This window comes from Flavobacterium sp. FlaQc-49, from assembly GCF_044005985.1.
GTDB lineage: Bacteria > Bacteroidota > Bacteroidia > Flavobacteriales > Flavobacteriaceae > Flavobacterium > Flavobacterium cupriresistens.
In genome coordinates, this window is sequence record NZ_JBIPCS010000005.1 from 47,425 (window position 1) to 61,965 (window position 14,541).

A 14,541-nucleotide genomic window follows, 5' to 3' on the forward strand; every position below is an offset into this window, starting at 1 on the left:
AAGGATTGTCTTTTTTTAGTTTGGTTCTTTATAAAATCTGTTCGAAAATCTTCTTACGTAAACGATCCAGAAAATCTTCTTTTTACAGTTAAACTTTATCTTTTGCTTTTGCCAATTGATTTACTCTCCACATTAAAAACACGGTACATAGGGTAATAACCGCAATTACATAGCCCAATATATCGTAGTTTTCTAAAGGAGACGTTTTGGTTTCCTGATGCACAATAAAACCCGCACAAACAGCTGCGATACCACCGGCAATCTGTTGCAGCGATGACGTTATAGACATATAAGCGCCACGGTCTTTCATCTCCGGAATAGCAGTGTTTAACGTGGTTGCCGGAATCATACGGCTCATGATTCCCATAAACAATACCATATTAATCACTACTACTTCCCACATAGGGATCGGGTTAAGATTGGTATAAATTAAAATCATAATTACCGAGATGACTGATCCAACTGCAAACAACTTAAATTTGCTGACTTTATCGCTTAATTTCCCAACTAAAGGCATGATAAAAAGTACAGAAAGTCCCGTAAAGAAAAAGACCAGTGGTAACTCCAGATGGCTGATATGAATGTTATTAACCAAAAAGGCCGTCCCAAAAGGCTGTAACATAAAACCTCCCACAGAAAGGAATGCAATAGCAGTAAAACCAACCTGATAATGTTTGTTACTTAAGGTATGCCAAAGATGCAGAAAAGGACTTTTGTCTGATTGTAATTCCAAATGTTTCGTTATAGGTTGCATTTGTGTTATAATCGCTGCAAGAATCAATAATCCCAAAACTGCAATCATAATAAAGGCGGAATGCCATCCCCAGTTATTGGCAAAATAGAGTCCTACCGGTATTCCTAAAATCTGACTGGTTGCAAAGGCCATTTGTATAAAGCCCATCACCCTGCCTCTTTGATGAATTACAAACAAATCCGTCACAATTGCTAGTGAAACAGAACCGATTACACCGCCAAAAAGTCCTGTCACGATTCTCGCCAAAAGTAACATCTCGTAAGTTGAGGCCAGCGCACAGAAAACGGTACCTATAATGAATCCCGTATAAAAGAAAATCAGCAATTTTTTTCGGTCAAATTTATCTGCAAAACCAGCGGCAAGTAATCCCGAAATTCCGGCACTAAAAGCATATCCGGAAACTGCAAAACCGAACTTTGAGGGTGTCATATCAAGTGTTTTCATCAGGATATCCCCTAACGGAGAGATCACCATAAAATCAAGTATAACAGTAAATTGTAAAAGCGCCAATATGGCAATAATAATTTTTTGATGTGAGGTAAAAGCAGGAGCTTCTATAGTATTTTTTTCCATTTTAACAGGTTGTTCTTTAGGTTAAGGCAAGTCCTGGCACTCATAGCCAAGTCTTTTAATGATACTCTTTATTGTATCCGGATTAAGGGTTTCTGACACGATGCGAAGCACGCAATCAATATCTTCGTAATCGATACTCCACTGCTGTATCCCTACATGATTATCTAGTGTTTCAGATAAAGTAGCTGCTGAGCTAATTTTATCAATATTTGTTTTAAAAACATGTACTGTGTTTAAATCTGTTTCCATAATTTTTCATGGTTTTAAAGCTTTTATGGTTGCGGTAAAAGCTTCTTTCATCATTGTATCGGTAAGAACAAACGGCTTCCCTCCCAAACTCTTACCCTCAGTATGGAAGTTCAACAAAGTATATAATGGTCCATAGGCAATAGCCCAAAAAACTTCAAACGACATTGGAATAAGTTCATTATTACGCAAACTATTATCAATAAACTGTTTCATTATCATTCTGAAATCTGAGAATTTGGTGGTAGAGTTCAATATTATTTCCCCATGCGGTGAGTGTTTAATGATCTCAAAAAAAGCAACTTGCTTGGGATATTTCATGGTAAAATCAGCCCTGTTTACCCATTGTATCCACAATCCTTCTTCAAAAGACATTTCAGGTGAGAAGTCTTTAATTGTACTTGAAAAAAAATCAATCGCAACGGTTGCCCCTATTTTCTGAATTAAATCATCTTTGTCCTTGTAGTAAATATATAATGTCGCTACCGAAATATTGCAGGCTTTTGCAAGCTTGTTCATACTGAAACCCTGAAATCCATCCTGCACGATTTGATCTATTGCTCTTGCAACAACCAGTTTTTCTTTATCAATATCTCTTATTCTCATGCCATTTTTTTAGCAAAGATAAAATAATAAGTGAATGAACGTTCTTTTATTTAAACATTTTTTTTGCAAAACCTTAACTATCAATTTTAAAAGCTCTTTTAACAAAAAAAATAGTGCTGCCTAAAACTCATGTGGGCACTCTTAAATCCTCAACCCTAATAAAAGCAAGCCTTGCGAAATAATTTTTAATTTATTGCTTCAAAATTGCAGTAGAGCTATTATAATTCCGTTATTTTGCCGGCAAATAAATTAAACCTATTATTCTTAATTATTTAATTACAAGCCTATAGAAATTATTTAAGCAACATACTACAAAACCCCACATTTAACCCCAAAATTTTAACGACAATGAAACCTACTTTTTCCAGAAGTCTATTCACAATAGGCTCCTTATTTTTAGCTATGACGCTACAGACAAGTTGTAGCGACAGTGAGCCAGATGCTTATGAACCGCATTATTTAGCCCAAATTGATGCAGAGAAACTACCTGCTGCGAATCATCCGATGATTATGTTTGCAGATAATGAAGATCCGGCAAGAATGTACGACAAAAAAGACCGATGGTTTAGAGTGAATCAACCTTTACAGATCATACAAAAAGGAAAAGACTCTATACAACTATCTCTATATTCACCAGTTGGTCTTAAAGATGTGGTGGTCTATGCCAAATTACCGAATTACAGCAAACGTTTTGCATTGTATCATTTTACACAAATTCCTGCTTTTCATCGTTCTGTTCACCAAATTCCACTGGTAGCGGCCAAAAATGATTATCAATTAGAAGACGGAAAAACCGTTACTATCGACAAAATAGATGGATTCTCATCCGGAGGCATTGAATTTTCAGTCGAATCCTCTGATCCTTTATTAGCCAAATTCAAGAAAATTAAATCTTCACAATTGGTTCAGTTTCACGACGGGTACCATATCGAAGAACTTGGGAAGTTTTTACCAATGAATCCGGTATTAGCCAAAGAAGCTATTACCATGATCATTAACTACTCTTATGCGTTGAGTCATCCTATTTATTATAAAACACATAATAACTTTGATGTTTATAAAAAAGAACAAGCTGCACTTGCCGGAACAGCCGTAGTGGGCGCTACAGACTGGCATGGCAATACTGCGGATGCAAATGGCCAGTACGACTATTTTACAAAAGCCGAAATTGAGAAGCGTTACTGGGACTATGTTGACGGAAGAACGCTCTACATGGCAATGGTTGGTGGTGATGCTGCATGGGGCGGCGGAGCACTGGCTTCACAATACGAAGGCGGATACGTAACAGGACACTGGAACGGAGAAATGTCGCTTTGGTCTCATGAATATTCGCACCACACCGGTTACAATCATGACAGTAATTTTGCCAATAGTGGCGAAGGTGGCGGACAACAGGAAATGCTGACTCAGTTTTACAAATACCTGATTTACTTAGACGATCTTCCATTTACGGATCCTGATATATTAAAAACCTATACTAAAACACAGTATCTGAAAGGAACTTATAAAAAACCGGTTTTTAAAATCGATCCAAAAAATACATTTTTATTAAAATATAAAGGAGAAGGAAAATGGAACTAACAAGACTATTCAATATACCTAAACTGGTTTTCGTACTGCTTTTAGCATTAACAAGTTGTAGCGATAAGGATGAAAATAATGCCCCTACAGACTACGCCTATTATTATCCGACAGAAGAAGCAACGATAACGGCCAAACAAATTGGAGACGGAACCGGAGCTTTAGATCCAAGAGGAATAACTATTGCCAACGGAAAATTATATGTTTGCAACGGTGATGTTCTTGAAATTTTTGATGCAAAAAGCCTGAAATACATCAAATCTCTAACGGCTTATACCAAAGGGACTACGACGATTCCTTTTACCAACCTTTCTTCTGTTTCTGTTGACAATAACAGAATTTATTTAGGAAGTGTTGATTCACGTCTTTTTGTATTAGACGAAAACACTAATCTGGGAATCAATACGGTTGGTAACGGTCAATGGTGGAACACTTTTGTTCACGTTTTTGGAGTTACAGTAAAAGACGGATTGGTTTTTGTAAAAGAAAAACATGCCTCTATAAAAGTTTTTGAGACCTCTCAAATTACAGAAAGCAGTAATTGGAACCTTACTCCTATTGCAAAACTAAACACCCTAAGCGGTTTTGATGAAATGTATTCTATGGATGTAGCAGGTGGAAATCTGGTTGTTGCCGGAAGAGATTCCAAAGCCTATTTGCTTTACAATATTGCAGCTATTCGTGCCAATGCAGCAGCTTCTCTTGTTACACCGTTACAGCCTTCAGCAAAACCAATTTCAAAGAGCGAACCAACAACAGTCTCTGTAGGTGCTGATTGGGCCATAACTTCTGAGAATGTTGATTCGGTTGATTATCTAAGATTTTACCCAAAAGAGGAGTTTTTAAATCAAACCTATACGGCCAGAATAAATGCTACTGATATTATGGGTAAAAATTCTTTCGGTACGATCATGGGAATTACACAATTGGAGGATCGCATCTTCATATCGGATAAGACCAACAAACAAATTAGAATACTTAAGCTAAAGAAATCTAACATTAGCGAACAAAAATAATAGTAAAAAGCTGCTTCAAAAAATTGAAGCAGCTTTTTTTTATTCAAACAAAGGCTATATCTTTTTCACAAGTTTTTCAATTAATGCGTGGCCGATTTCGAAAATACATTCATTATAACCACTCCAGAAACAATAAGTAGTATACCTATAATTGCTGGTAGATCCAGACTTTGTTTAAAAAGAATTACCGAAATAATCGCCGTCAACACGATCCCAAAACCTGCCCAGATCGCATAGGCAAACCCAAGTGGAATCGATTTTAAAGCGTGCGAAAAAAAGTAAAAACAAGTTACAAAAGCCACAACTGTTACAATACTTGGTACCAGTTTTGTAAATCCTTCCGATTTTTTCAGAAAGCTGGAACCCACAATTTCTAATATAATGGCTAAGCCCAAGAATACGTATTTCATTTTTTTTGATTTTAAAGTACAAAGAAAGCGAACAATTCAAAACGCTTTTTTGATGTACATCAAAATCATCTATCTCTTTCTGATTCTGCTTAACGTTTCCTGAGTGACTCCAACATAAGAAGCAATGTGTCCCAAATTTATTCTTTGCAAAAGGTCGGGAAACTCCGTAATTAAGGACAGGTAGCGTTCTTCTGCAGCTTCTGTATGCAATGAATTGATTCTTTCCTCCAGAATAATACAAAGTTCTTCTGCCAGTTTTCTTCCAATAGTGTTGAGTTCCGGATAGGTTTTATAAAGTTCATTCAAGTCATTGATTGCAATAGAATATACCACAGAGTCTTCTAAAAATTCGATATTTTCGAAAGACGGTTTCCCAGCATACAAAGGAAGAATTGAACCTATTATTACATTCTCAACACCAAACCAGGAATTGACTTCTTTATCCTTCTTAATAAAATAGGCTCTTACCAGACCTTTTTCAAGCATAAAAAGACTGGCCATTATTTGTCCTTGTTTTAATAGAAAATCATTTTTCTTTTTGCTGAAATAATTGATTTTCCCGGAAAGCTCTCGTTCTGCTTCGACGGTTAAATCGCCATAGGTCTTTAGTTTTTCTATTAATGGATTCATATTTTCAAAAAGAGATTCTTATACGTTATAGAATGTGTAAGCTACGAAATAATCGACAAAGAAATCTTGTTTTCTGAAAATCTAAAGTTATTCAATAACCTTCGTTAGTTACAAATTGACATTCACAACAAAGTAAAATGACATTTTAAACAAAGTCACCCGTTTTTGCCAATTAAAACAATTCTGTCTCCTTTTTAAAACAAGACAGAATTACTTTTTTTAGAATAGAATATCAGGATCCACTAAATCGGATAATTTTTCTTTTAAATGTGGTTTTAAAAGTGTCAGTCCAAATTGGTAAGAGGCATTCATCCAGCCAAATCCTTCTTCGGTGATGTAATTAAATTCTGTTCCCACATTTCCGTACTCTGCAAAAATTTTATGGGAACTTATAGACAAATCAAATTTTTCGGGAATTGTTCCATTGTAATCAACCGCATTTCGCGTGATCAGCCACAACCAGCGATAGACCATCTCTTGTGTTTCTTCCTGAAAATTGTAATTCAATAACCCTTTCCATAATAATATTTGATGCGGAGCCCAGCCAAAAGGATAATCCCATTGCCTTGTAGGATCATTTTCGGTTACTGTAGCAATAGATGATTTTGTACTTCCGGCAATTCCACCCTTCATTTTAAATTTAGGCAATGTCTTTTGAACCAACGTGGCGGCTTGTTCCTGCGTACAGATTTTGGCCCACAAAGGATAAAAAGTTGTTGCAGCTTCAAAATAATGTTGCTCTTTTAACTCGAAATTATAGTCGAGATAAAGGCCATTAGCTTCATTCCAACACAATTCGTTGATCTTTTCTTTTCTTTGTGCTGCTTTTTTTCTCCAATAATCACTGGAATAACGGGTGTTTTCGTTGTACTGGAAATCATCTTTAAAAGCAGCTTCAATCAAAAAGGCAATATCAGTTTCATATTTATAGAGAAGACTGTTTATAGCTACCGTATTTAAATCGGCGCAAATCCCAACCAATCGATTTGTGGTGTCGTGACCGCTTTCGCGCATGCTTCTGTCATGGGTGAAATAATGGTCCAGATCGGCATCTAAAATTTCTCTTTCCAGGTATTTTTTCTCAAATTCTCTGGTCGAAAGATTGTATTTTGGAGCGTACTTTTCTAATATATCATCAAAATGTCCTTCCTCGACCTCAAACGGAAGTCCAATTCCTTCAGCTTTGTAACGATTTAATCCATTTGGAGTAAGCCTTTTCCCCTGCTCCATCCAAACTGTTTGGTATTCTTTTATGGCTGTTTTTAAGTGCCTCTCAACCCATAAAATCTCGGGATTGGACTTTTGGATAATGTCAACAATCAATGAGGTATATAAAGGCGGCTGAGTTCGGGTTAAATAATAACTGCGATTGGCATTTAAGATTTTTCCATAATGATCAATCTGGTATTTGAAGTTTTCGGCCATGCCAAGTGCCAAATCAATTTTGTCATCAATCAGAAGCCCCATGGCAATAAAATAACTGTCCCAACCGTACATTTCATTAAACCTGCCACCGGGAACTACAAAAGGGACTCCATCGGTTGTATCGTTCTTAGTTTGCAGCGCTAAGGCTAAAATACCGGGTTTTTTATTCAATGATAAAACATATTCCGGTGAAATAACCTCAGGTAACTGAACCACTTTTAAAGTAGGATTTGCTGCTTCTAAATTTTTGAAATAAGTAAAAGCTGTTGTGTCTCCGGCCGGTACATATAAATACGAAATCGCATTTTCTATTTTATCGTCCTCCAAAATCTTTTTTACTCCGGCAGCATCAATCGTTCTGGTAAGCCCGTTCCAATATAAATCCTTAATTTTTCGGGAGATTCTTTTTACCGGATCTTCTGTAATATCGGCTAAGTTGATTTCGGCAAATTCAACATTCGTCTTTTTAGACAATGCCAATTCCTGTAACAAATTCGAAAGCTGATACGTTCCTTTAATAGCAATCGAATTTCCTTTATCATCTTGTAATGAAAAGCTTTTTGGTCCCTTATCATCAATGGTTATCTTCTTGTCGCCATCAGTGTCTTCCTGAGCCAATAATTGACTAAGGGTCTGATTGATATGTATTTTAAATTTCATTTTTCGAAGTAATTTTTTTGAGAATAAAAAAGGAGATCAATAATAAAAACATCGGGATCAACGTGAAATAAAAGGCTTTCTCCGGGCCTTCATTTTTAAATAACCAACCTGTTATACGCGAACCTAATGTACCTCCAAGAGCAGAAAAAATAACAATTAATCCTGTCATTGAACTTTGCAGATTTTTGGGTAATGAACTGAGTACAATTGAATTCAGTAAAGGATAAATTGGTGCTATAAACAACCCGATAAGTGGAAAAGCAAATCCAATAAGCGGAATATCTGAAAGCGAATTAATGTTTTTTACTTCAAGTCCAACCACATTTGGCAGCACAAAATAGACGATCAGCATGGCCGCTATTACGCAAAAACTTAGTACCCAAATCCAATTAATCTTTTTGGTAACGATTCCGGCAACAAGTCTCCCGATCGCCAATGATATCGCCAGAATACTAGCCATCATTATGCTGATGTTTTCCGGTAAATGAAGTACTTTGGTATTAAAGGTTGGCAGCCAGGAAAGTATTCCCTGCTCGATCATTACAAATAGAAAAACGCTGATTACAAAAATGACTGTAAGTGTTTTTGCGATCAATTTAAACATTTGTAGAAAATCATCTGTAAAATTTGCTCCCGCAGTTACCTTAGTTTCTTCAAATTTGGTAAAAAACAGAAACAAAAAAGAAAGCAATGATAATCCGGCCAGAAACCAATAGACATTTAACCAGGAATCCGGATTACTTTCGTCATTAAAAGCCGGAAACAAAAAGTAAGCCAATGCAATTCCGATCATAAAAACGCCTTCAATACTGCTCATTAAAGCGTTATGTTCCTTCTGACTTTCGGTAACGGTACCAATTAACGAATACACCGATACTTTTATCAACGCAAAAGAGACACCTACCGTTGCAAATAGTATTTTGGCGTTATCAAACGAATTTCCGAAATACATTGAAATACAGGCCAGAGTTACCAATGCCAAACCTGTCAGCATTGCTTTTTTGTAACCGATCCGAGGCAAAAATGAGGCTATAAAAAAAGAGACAATAGCAATAGGCATATCCTTAAAGGCTTCCAGAATACTGGCCTGTACTTCGTCTACTCCGTAATTTTTTTGTGATTTGAGAATTACAATCCCTACACTATTCAATAAAATAGCAAAGACAAAATAGTTCAGATAAAGTGATATTTTAATTCCCAGGTTTTTCATTCGTGGATTTCTTTTTATTTTAAACCAGTACGTTAATTTGAATATGCTTGTTTTTGGCTTCTATAGTTGTATATTTTCGTTTAAATAGAGCACTTGTAACTAAGTATTTCTTGTTCTTTTATGATCATGCATATTTTGCCATGACTCGAGCGATAGCGAACAGGCGAAGCAATTTCACCAATTGCCATGAAAATTTTTTTCTTGCCACTGATTACACAGATTAAAAGGATTTTTTTCTGTGTATAAATTAATCTGTGTTAATCAGTGTAATCAGTGGCAAAAAACTATTTTATTTTACCGCAACAGAGTTTTATAATCTAACGAAAGATATCTCATTACGGTTCTTTCTCTAAAGTTACAAAAATACCAAATGCCGTTTTTCACAACAGCATTTGGTCACCATCCATCTAAACTAACAACTAATTAAAAATTAACGGCTACTGAGAATCTAAAAGCGCGCCCCAAAATTGGTCTTGCCATAAACACATCGCTTGCTGCTGATGTAGTTTGTCTCGGATCGCCTTCTGTCAAACCGATTTCATTGAATAAATTCGATGCATCAACCGCAAAACGAAGGTTGTTGTACGTATAATTTAAACCTGCCCCAACCTCTTTATAGGCTGGTAAAACCTGCTTATTATCCTGGTTGGTGAATTTTTTATCGTAATAAGAGAATTGTACATAAGCTGTAAAATCTTTTGTGATATCTACTTCCGGTCTTAGATTACAAAAGAATTTAGGGATTCTTCGGGCTGTATTTCCATTAAAATCAAAGGTAGAACCGTCTGCATTTGTACCGATAAACTTATCATATTCCGGTTTTTGAACGGTGAATGTAAAATTCAGTTTTACCATCTCGTATCTGGCATTGGTTTCTACTTCAAGTCCAATGTTGTTCACGTCAGCAAATTTATTTTCAGAACTACCGTCCGATAAAATATCGGTAAAAGCGACATTTTTCAAATTCATATGGAATACATTGGCATTCACAGTAAAAAACGAACCGGAATATTTGTAACCTAGTTCTAACTGATTCACTTTTGTATTTTCCAATTTGCTTAAATTGGCGGCGTTGTCATAAAATGATTCTTCAATTGGAGATCTGAAACCGTGGCTATAACGAACATAAGAAGCCATATTATCATTAAATTTATAATTTCCGGCGGCGGTATAGGACCATTCACTCACATCATATCTCCAATAGGTGTACGGATTTCCTTTTACGGTTGTCACGGCATCATCGGCGGTATTGTTGTCTAAAACTCCTAAGTTTTCGGCAAAGAATCGGGCATTGTCTCTATAACCTGAATATTTGTCTTTATTGTAGCGCAAACCGGCATTAAAAGTAAGATTATCAGTGGCTTTAATTTCTGCGTCGGCATATATGTCATTTAAAACACCTTTGGTTTGCGCGTCTCTTTCTAACCAAGTGATTCTTTCAACTCCATTCCAGGTGTGGTCTACTCCGGTTGTATTATCCTTTACATTTAAAAGTCTTGGATTGTCAGAAACATTTACCAGATAAGAATTCCAGTTCCAATATTGATTCGATTTCCAATTTGAATAATAGTATCCTGCGGTCAATTTCACAGGCTCTAAATCAAATGAGAAAGAGAAATTATTCGCAAAATTGTTCATTTTTTTCTGAATGTACCAATGATCTGCTCTCATAATTAGTGCATTTGGATCTACAGCAGCCCCATTATCTACATAAGTATAAGCTAAATTACCGGCAGTGGTTTTTTGAATATCGGTCGCATAAAAATCTTGCGTCCACGGACCTCCGTTAGGAAAAATTGCATTGTAATTCAAATCGATTGCCGTTTGTTTGAATGCATTTTTGAATGTTACTTTATCCGATATTTTCTTTTTAAACTCCGCTCCAATTGAATTGATAACAGGATGTGAACCATCTTCTAAATCGGCAGTAAAAGTGCCACCACCGTATTGAGGAACATTCAAATGACTGAAATTTGCAGAAGTCAGCGTTCCATAATTTGGATTGAAACCGTCTATGCCTTCAATTTTTCCGTTATTACTTTTTAAGGGTATTGGCAGATAAAACGTATTTCTGTCATTAAGATGTTTGAAATTAACTCTTAAATAATCTCCATCATCAAATTTATAAGTCAAATTTCCTTTGATCTGACCTCCTTTATTAGCAGTGAAACCTGTGTTTCTTACTCCATTATCAGCTCTGTAAAAACCGCCGACATTAAAGAATAATTTATCCTGAATTAAAGCACCTGATAAATTAAGATCCGTTCTGAACATCCCGTAATCTGAGGTCGAAAATTTTGCTCTTCCCTGAAACTCATTTTGTCCTGTTTTGGAGATAAAATTGATAATTCCACCCGGAGCATTGTTCGCAAATATCGAAGCTGATCCTCCACGTACTGCCTCCATTTTACTGACGGTTTCATCCAATCTGTAAAAAGTATCGGCATTGGCAAACTGCAAAGCTCCATCTTCAAAAACCGGTAATCCGTCTTCCTGAATTTGCACATATTCGTAAGCACCTGCTGATGGAATTCCTCTTGCAAAAAGGTTGTTTCCAATTTCTCCTCCCGAGGCTTCTACTACGAATCCCGGAATGGTCTGAAGTAAAGCTGCGGTACTTATTGGCGCTCGGTCTTCAATAGCCTTTGCTCCCATCGTTGTAATTGCGACACTCGATTCTAATTTAGATCGTGGACTAGATGATCCCGTAACCACTACTTCTTTCAGGCTCTGTGATTCCGTTTCTAAAAACAGGTCTTCCTTTACTGACTCTCCTTCTTTTACAGTAATTTTTTTCTCGAAGCTTTTATACCCCACATTTGTTGCTGAAATGGTATAACTTCCGGCAGCCACATTCGAGAATAAATAACTTCCGTTTACATCTGTAATCACATTTTGATCACTTCCTTTTAAAGATACATTTGCTCCCGGAATAGTTTGTCCGGTTTCGTCGAATACTTTTCCGGAAACAGTATTCTTCTCCTGTGCCAACAAATGGTTGGGAACAGAAATTAGGCACAACATTAAAAATAGTCTGCCTAGATACGTATTAATTGGTTTCATTTGGTATTGGTTTGGTTAGTAAATCTTATGATTGTTACTGTAAACTTATACAACTAATTATACCCTGACTATGAAAATAAAATCGAAAACGTTTTCGAAAACACCTAAAACGTTTTCGATTTTATTTTATTTAAGTATAAAGTTAGTTTTTTTAACCGCTAAGTTCACAAGGGGCAATGCTAGTGTCTGTTATTTTATGTTTTTATGTCTTTGCGGAAAAATTTTCACGCAGATTTTGCAGATTGAGCGGATTTACTTGGGGTGTATTGGTTTTATTTGGATTGTTCTCTTATCAAAACGTACAAATCAAACGATCGCAATTATTTTGGAGAGTGGAGAAAATCAACCCAATCTGCAAAATCTGCGTGCACAAAAAACTTAGTACCTTTATATCTCCCTGTCTTTACTGACTTACACTATTATAAAGAATTAAAAAATCACTCCTGATCTTGCGGTTAAGATTTTTTAGTATATTTATTTCATGAATGATACAAAATTAATTGATATCGCTTCGGCATTAGGAATTTCTGTCACCACCGTTTCGAAAGCTCTGAAAGGTTATACAGATATTAGCCAAAGTACTCGCGCAAAAGTAATTGAGATGGCAGATAAGATGAACTATATGCCTAACTCTGTTGCCGTAAACCTCAGGACTAATGAAACCAAAACTATCGGAGTCATCGTTCCTGCAACCGTGCATCACTTTTTTTCGAGCGTTCTAAACGGAATTTTAGAAGAAGCCGAAGAAAGAGGCTACATGGTTATTATTCTGCAGTCAAGTGAAAAATATGAATTAGAGAAAAAGCAAGTCGCCTTATTGCTACAAAAAAGAGTAGATGGCATTCTGATGTCGCTTTCCAATGAAACAGATGACTTTTTTCATATTAATGAGGCCATTCGAAAAAAGACTCCTGTGGTTTTATTTGATAAAATTGCCAAAAGGGTCGATTGTTCAAAAGTTGTGATTAATGACATGAAGGCCGCATATGATGCTGTAACCTATTTAATAGAAAAAGGATATAAAAAGATCGCTCATTTTCGCGGTTCTTATGTTCCTCAGAATTCCATCGATCGCTTTCTAGGATATAAAAAGGCGCTGGAAGATCACAATATAGTATACGATCCTTCTTTGGTCTACGTTTGCGATCACAATACAGATTTTGAAGACGGTTATGAGAATGCCAAAAAATTAATAGAAGACCACGATGATGTAGATGCCGTTTTTGCCATCACAGATTTGGTTGCTATTGGAATTATTAAATATTTCAACGACAACAAAATAAAAACCCCAGAGCAAGTCGCTGTTTTTGGATTCAGCAATTGGTTCATGAGTACGGTAATTTCGCCTAAACTAACTACTATCGACCAACCCGGCTATGATATTGGTTATCGTGCCGCCGCAATATTAATTGATGAAATCACACAACTCAAAGAACATCTTCCGGTAGTGCATCAGACAGTTGTATTGCCTACTTACATTATTGAAAGGGAGTCTACGCAGAGAACTTTGTAATTTTTTCTTAACCGCAAGGGACGCGAAGATTTACGCAACATTTACAAAATTGTAATTGAAAAGATTTTCACACCAACATAAAACAATCCCGATCGAACGAATATACTAATACAATATTGAAGTAGATTTGCAATCTATATTCTCAAAATAAAGCGGCCAAAACATAAAAGCTAGAGACTTTAAAAAACATGAAAAAAATATTCTTAAGTTTAGTATTCTTTTTTGTACTTTCCTGTAAAAATGAAGATTCAAAAAACAAAATCAATTCAGAAATAAGAGTAAAAAAAGAAATGAAATTAGATTTTTTTAAATCTATTCCAGATACATTAGATGGGTGTTTATATACTTTTAACTATGATTCTATCCTCTCACCCCAAAAAAATATTTTATTGTCTAATGGTTCTGACATTACCATAATTAAAATAAAGGGGAGAGAAATATACTTAAATAAAGACACGATAAATACGAAACAATTATCTAATTCGTCCTATCGAGAGGTTTATTTTAACAACGATTATAAATTAATTCTAAATATTGAAGAATACAATTCGGCTAATGAAGCAGCACTTTACAAGGGAACATTAGAAATATCAACTAAACAAAATTTCACCAAAAAATATAAAATTAAGGGGAAAGGTGGTTGCTAAATTATTTACCGAAAGAATCGCGCTAAAAGGTCAATTGCCCAAGTTTCAAAAAAGAAAGTTCTTGTAAAAACATAAATCTCTCAAAATTCTCTCCTTCTTTTACTAATTCTTCAATACACAACAATAAATAAGATAACCTTATCTTTTTAAAAAACTAAAAATGAAGGAGAACAAGGCGATTCAAGATCAAAATTTTCCTTATCCTGA

At 35.6% G+C, this 14,541-nt stretch carries 12 protein-coding genes; 4 read left to right on the forward strand and 8 right to left on the reverse strand.

The window, feature by feature from the left end; translation table 11 throughout:
- Nucleotides 1-88 precede the first annotated feature (88 nt).
- From ACHRV3_RS12200 to ACHRV3_RS12210, 3 genes are read right to left on the reverse strand one after another with little or no spacing between them, the layout of a single operon-like run.
- The gene (locus ACHRV3_RS12200; RefSeq protein WP_395434869.1) at nucleotides 89-1,327 is read right to left on the reverse strand and encodes an MFS transporter; all 1,239 of its coding nucleotides are present in this window, start codon (nucleotides 1,325-1,327) and stop codon (nucleotides 89-91) included.
- A gap of 21 nt (nucleotides 1,328-1,348) precedes the next feature.
- Nucleotides 1,349-1,576 (reverse strand): hypothetical protein, encoded by a 228-nt coding sequence (locus ACHRV3_RS12205; protein WP_395434870.1) that lies wholly within the window; start codon nucleotides 1,574-1,576, stop codon nucleotides 1,349-1,351.
- Nucleotides 1,577-1,582: 6 nt separating this feature from the next.
- Complete coding sequence (locus ACHRV3_RS12210; RefSeq protein ID WP_395434871.1) at nucleotides 1,583-2,179, reverse strand: TetR/AcrR family transcriptional regulator; 597 nt, start codon at nucleotides 2,177-2,179, stop codon at nucleotides 1,583-1,585.
- Between the two features lie 348 nt (nucleotides 2,180-2,527).
- Here ACHRV3_RS12210 and ACHRV3_RS12215 point away from each other — a divergent pair, with 348 nt between their 5' ends.
- Nucleotides 2,528-3,760, forward strand: coding sequence for a hypothetical protein (locus ACHRV3_RS12215; RefSeq protein WP_395434872.1), 1,233 nt, complete (start codon nucleotides 2,528-2,530; stop codon nucleotides 3,758-3,760).
- Nucleotides 3,751-4,776, forward strand: coding sequence for a hypothetical protein (locus ACHRV3_RS12220; RefSeq protein ID WP_395434873.1), 1,026 nt, complete (start codon nucleotides 3,751-3,753; stop codon nucleotides 4,774-4,776). The genes ACHRV3_RS12215 and ACHRV3_RS12220 overlap by 10 nt, the downstream gene beginning before the upstream one ends.
- A gap of 80 nt (nucleotides 4,777-4,856) precedes the next feature.
- On the opposite strand, the gene ACHRV3_RS12225 is transcribed toward ACHRV3_RS12220, so the two are convergent.
- The 5 genes from ACHRV3_RS12225 to ACHRV3_RS12245 form a co-directional block, all read right to left on the reverse strand.
- On the reverse strand, nucleotides 4,857-5,186 hold the full coding sequence (locus tag ACHRV3_RS12225; RefSeq protein WP_047776512.1) for a multidrug efflux SMR transporter: 330 nt from the start codon (nucleotides 5,184-5,186) through the stop codon (nucleotides 4,857-4,859).
- 69 nt (nucleotides 5,187-5,255) lie between these two features.
- Nucleotides 5,256-5,816 (reverse strand): Crp/Fnr family transcriptional regulator, encoded by a 561-nt coding sequence (locus ACHRV3_RS12230; protein WP_395434874.1) that lies wholly within the window; start codon nucleotides 5,814-5,816, stop codon nucleotides 5,256-5,258.
- 219 nt (nucleotides 5,817-6,035) lie between these two features.
- Nucleotides 6,036-7,901 carry a trehalase family glycosidase gene (locus ACHRV3_RS12235; protein WP_395434875.1) on the reverse strand — a complete coding sequence of 622 codons (1,866 nt, stop codon included), beginning with the start codon at nucleotides 7,899-7,901 and terminating at the stop codon, nucleotides 6,036-6,038.
- Nucleotides 7,891-9,111: an MFS transporter gene (locus ACHRV3_RS12240; RefSeq protein WP_395434876.1), complete on the reverse strand. Its 1,221-nt coding sequence runs from the start codon at nucleotides 9,109-9,111 to the stop codon at nucleotides 7,891-7,893. The genes ACHRV3_RS12235 and ACHRV3_RS12240 overlap by 11 nt, the downstream gene beginning before the upstream one ends.
- 423 nt (nucleotides 9,112-9,534) lie before the next feature.
- On the reverse strand, nucleotides 9,535-12,174 hold the full coding sequence (locus ACHRV3_RS12245; protein ID WP_395434877.1) for a TonB-dependent receptor: 2,640 nt from the start codon (nucleotides 12,172-12,174) through the stop codon (nucleotides 9,535-9,537).
- Nucleotides 12,175-12,655: 481 nt separating this feature from the next.
- Here ACHRV3_RS12245 and ACHRV3_RS12250 point away from each other — a divergent pair, with 481 nt between their 5' ends.
- Nucleotides 12,656-13,687, forward strand: a complete 1,032-nt coding sequence (locus ACHRV3_RS12250; RefSeq protein ID WP_395434878.1) for a LacI family DNA-binding transcriptional regulator — start codon at nucleotides 12,656-12,658, stop codon at nucleotides 13,685-13,687.
- Nucleotides 13,688-13,875: 188 nt separating this feature from the next.
- Complete coding sequence (locus tag ACHRV3_RS12255) at nucleotides 13,876-14,334, forward strand: hypothetical protein (protein WP_395434879.1); 459 nt, start codon at nucleotides 13,876-13,878, stop codon at nucleotides 14,332-14,334.
- The last annotated feature ends 207 nt before the right edge of the window (nucleotides 14,335-14,541 follow it).

Excerpts from the sequence above, each read along its gene's own strand:
- ACHRV3_RS12235 (WP_395434875.1), bottom strand. The coding sequence starts at position 7,901 with ATGAAATTTAAAATACATATCAATCAGACCCTTAGTCAATTATTGGCT.
- ACHRV3_RS12220 (WP_395434873.1), top strand. The coding sequence starts at position 3,751 with ATGGAACTAACAAGACTATTCAATATACCTAAACTGGTTTTCGTACTG.
- ACHRV3_RS12200 (WP_395434869.1), bottom strand. The coding sequence starts at position 1,327 with ATGGAAAAAAATACTATAGAAGCTCCTGCTTTTACCTCACATCAAAAA.
- ACHRV3_RS12255 (WP_395434879.1), top strand. The coding sequence starts at position 13,876 with ATGAAAAAAATATTCTTAAGTTTAGTATTCTTTTTTGTACTTTCCTGT.
- ACHRV3_RS12245 (WP_395434877.1), bottom strand. The coding sequence starts at position 12,174 with ATGAAACCAATTAATACGTATCTAGGCAGACTATTTTTAATGTTGTGC.
- ACHRV3_RS12215 (WP_395434872.1), top strand. The coding sequence starts at position 2,528 with ATGAAACCTACTTTTTCCAGAAGTCTATTCACAATAGGCTCCTTATTT.
- ACHRV3_RS12250 (WP_395434878.1), top strand. The coding sequence starts at position 12,656 with ATGAATGATACAAAATTAATTGATATCGCTTCGGCATTAGGAATTTCT.
- ACHRV3_RS12240 (WP_395434876.1), bottom strand. The coding sequence starts at position 9,111 with ATGAAAAACCTGGGAATTAAAATATCACTTTATCTGAACTATTTTGTC.
- ACHRV3_RS12225 (WP_047776512.1), bottom strand. The coding sequence starts at position 5,186 with ATGAAATACGTATTCTTGGGCTTAGCCATTATATTAGAAATTGTGGGT.
- ACHRV3_RS12205 (WP_395434870.1), bottom strand. The coding sequence starts at position 1,576 with ATGGAAACAGATTTAAACACAGTACATGTTTTTAAAACAAATATTGAT.
- ACHRV3_RS12230 (WP_395434874.1), bottom strand. The coding sequence starts at position 5,816 with ATGAATCCATTAATAGAAAAACTAAAGACCTATGGCGATTTAACCGTC.
- ACHRV3_RS12210 (WP_395434871.1), bottom strand. The coding sequence starts at position 2,179 with ATGAGAATAAGAGATATTGATAAAGAAAAACTGGTTGTTGCAAGAGCA.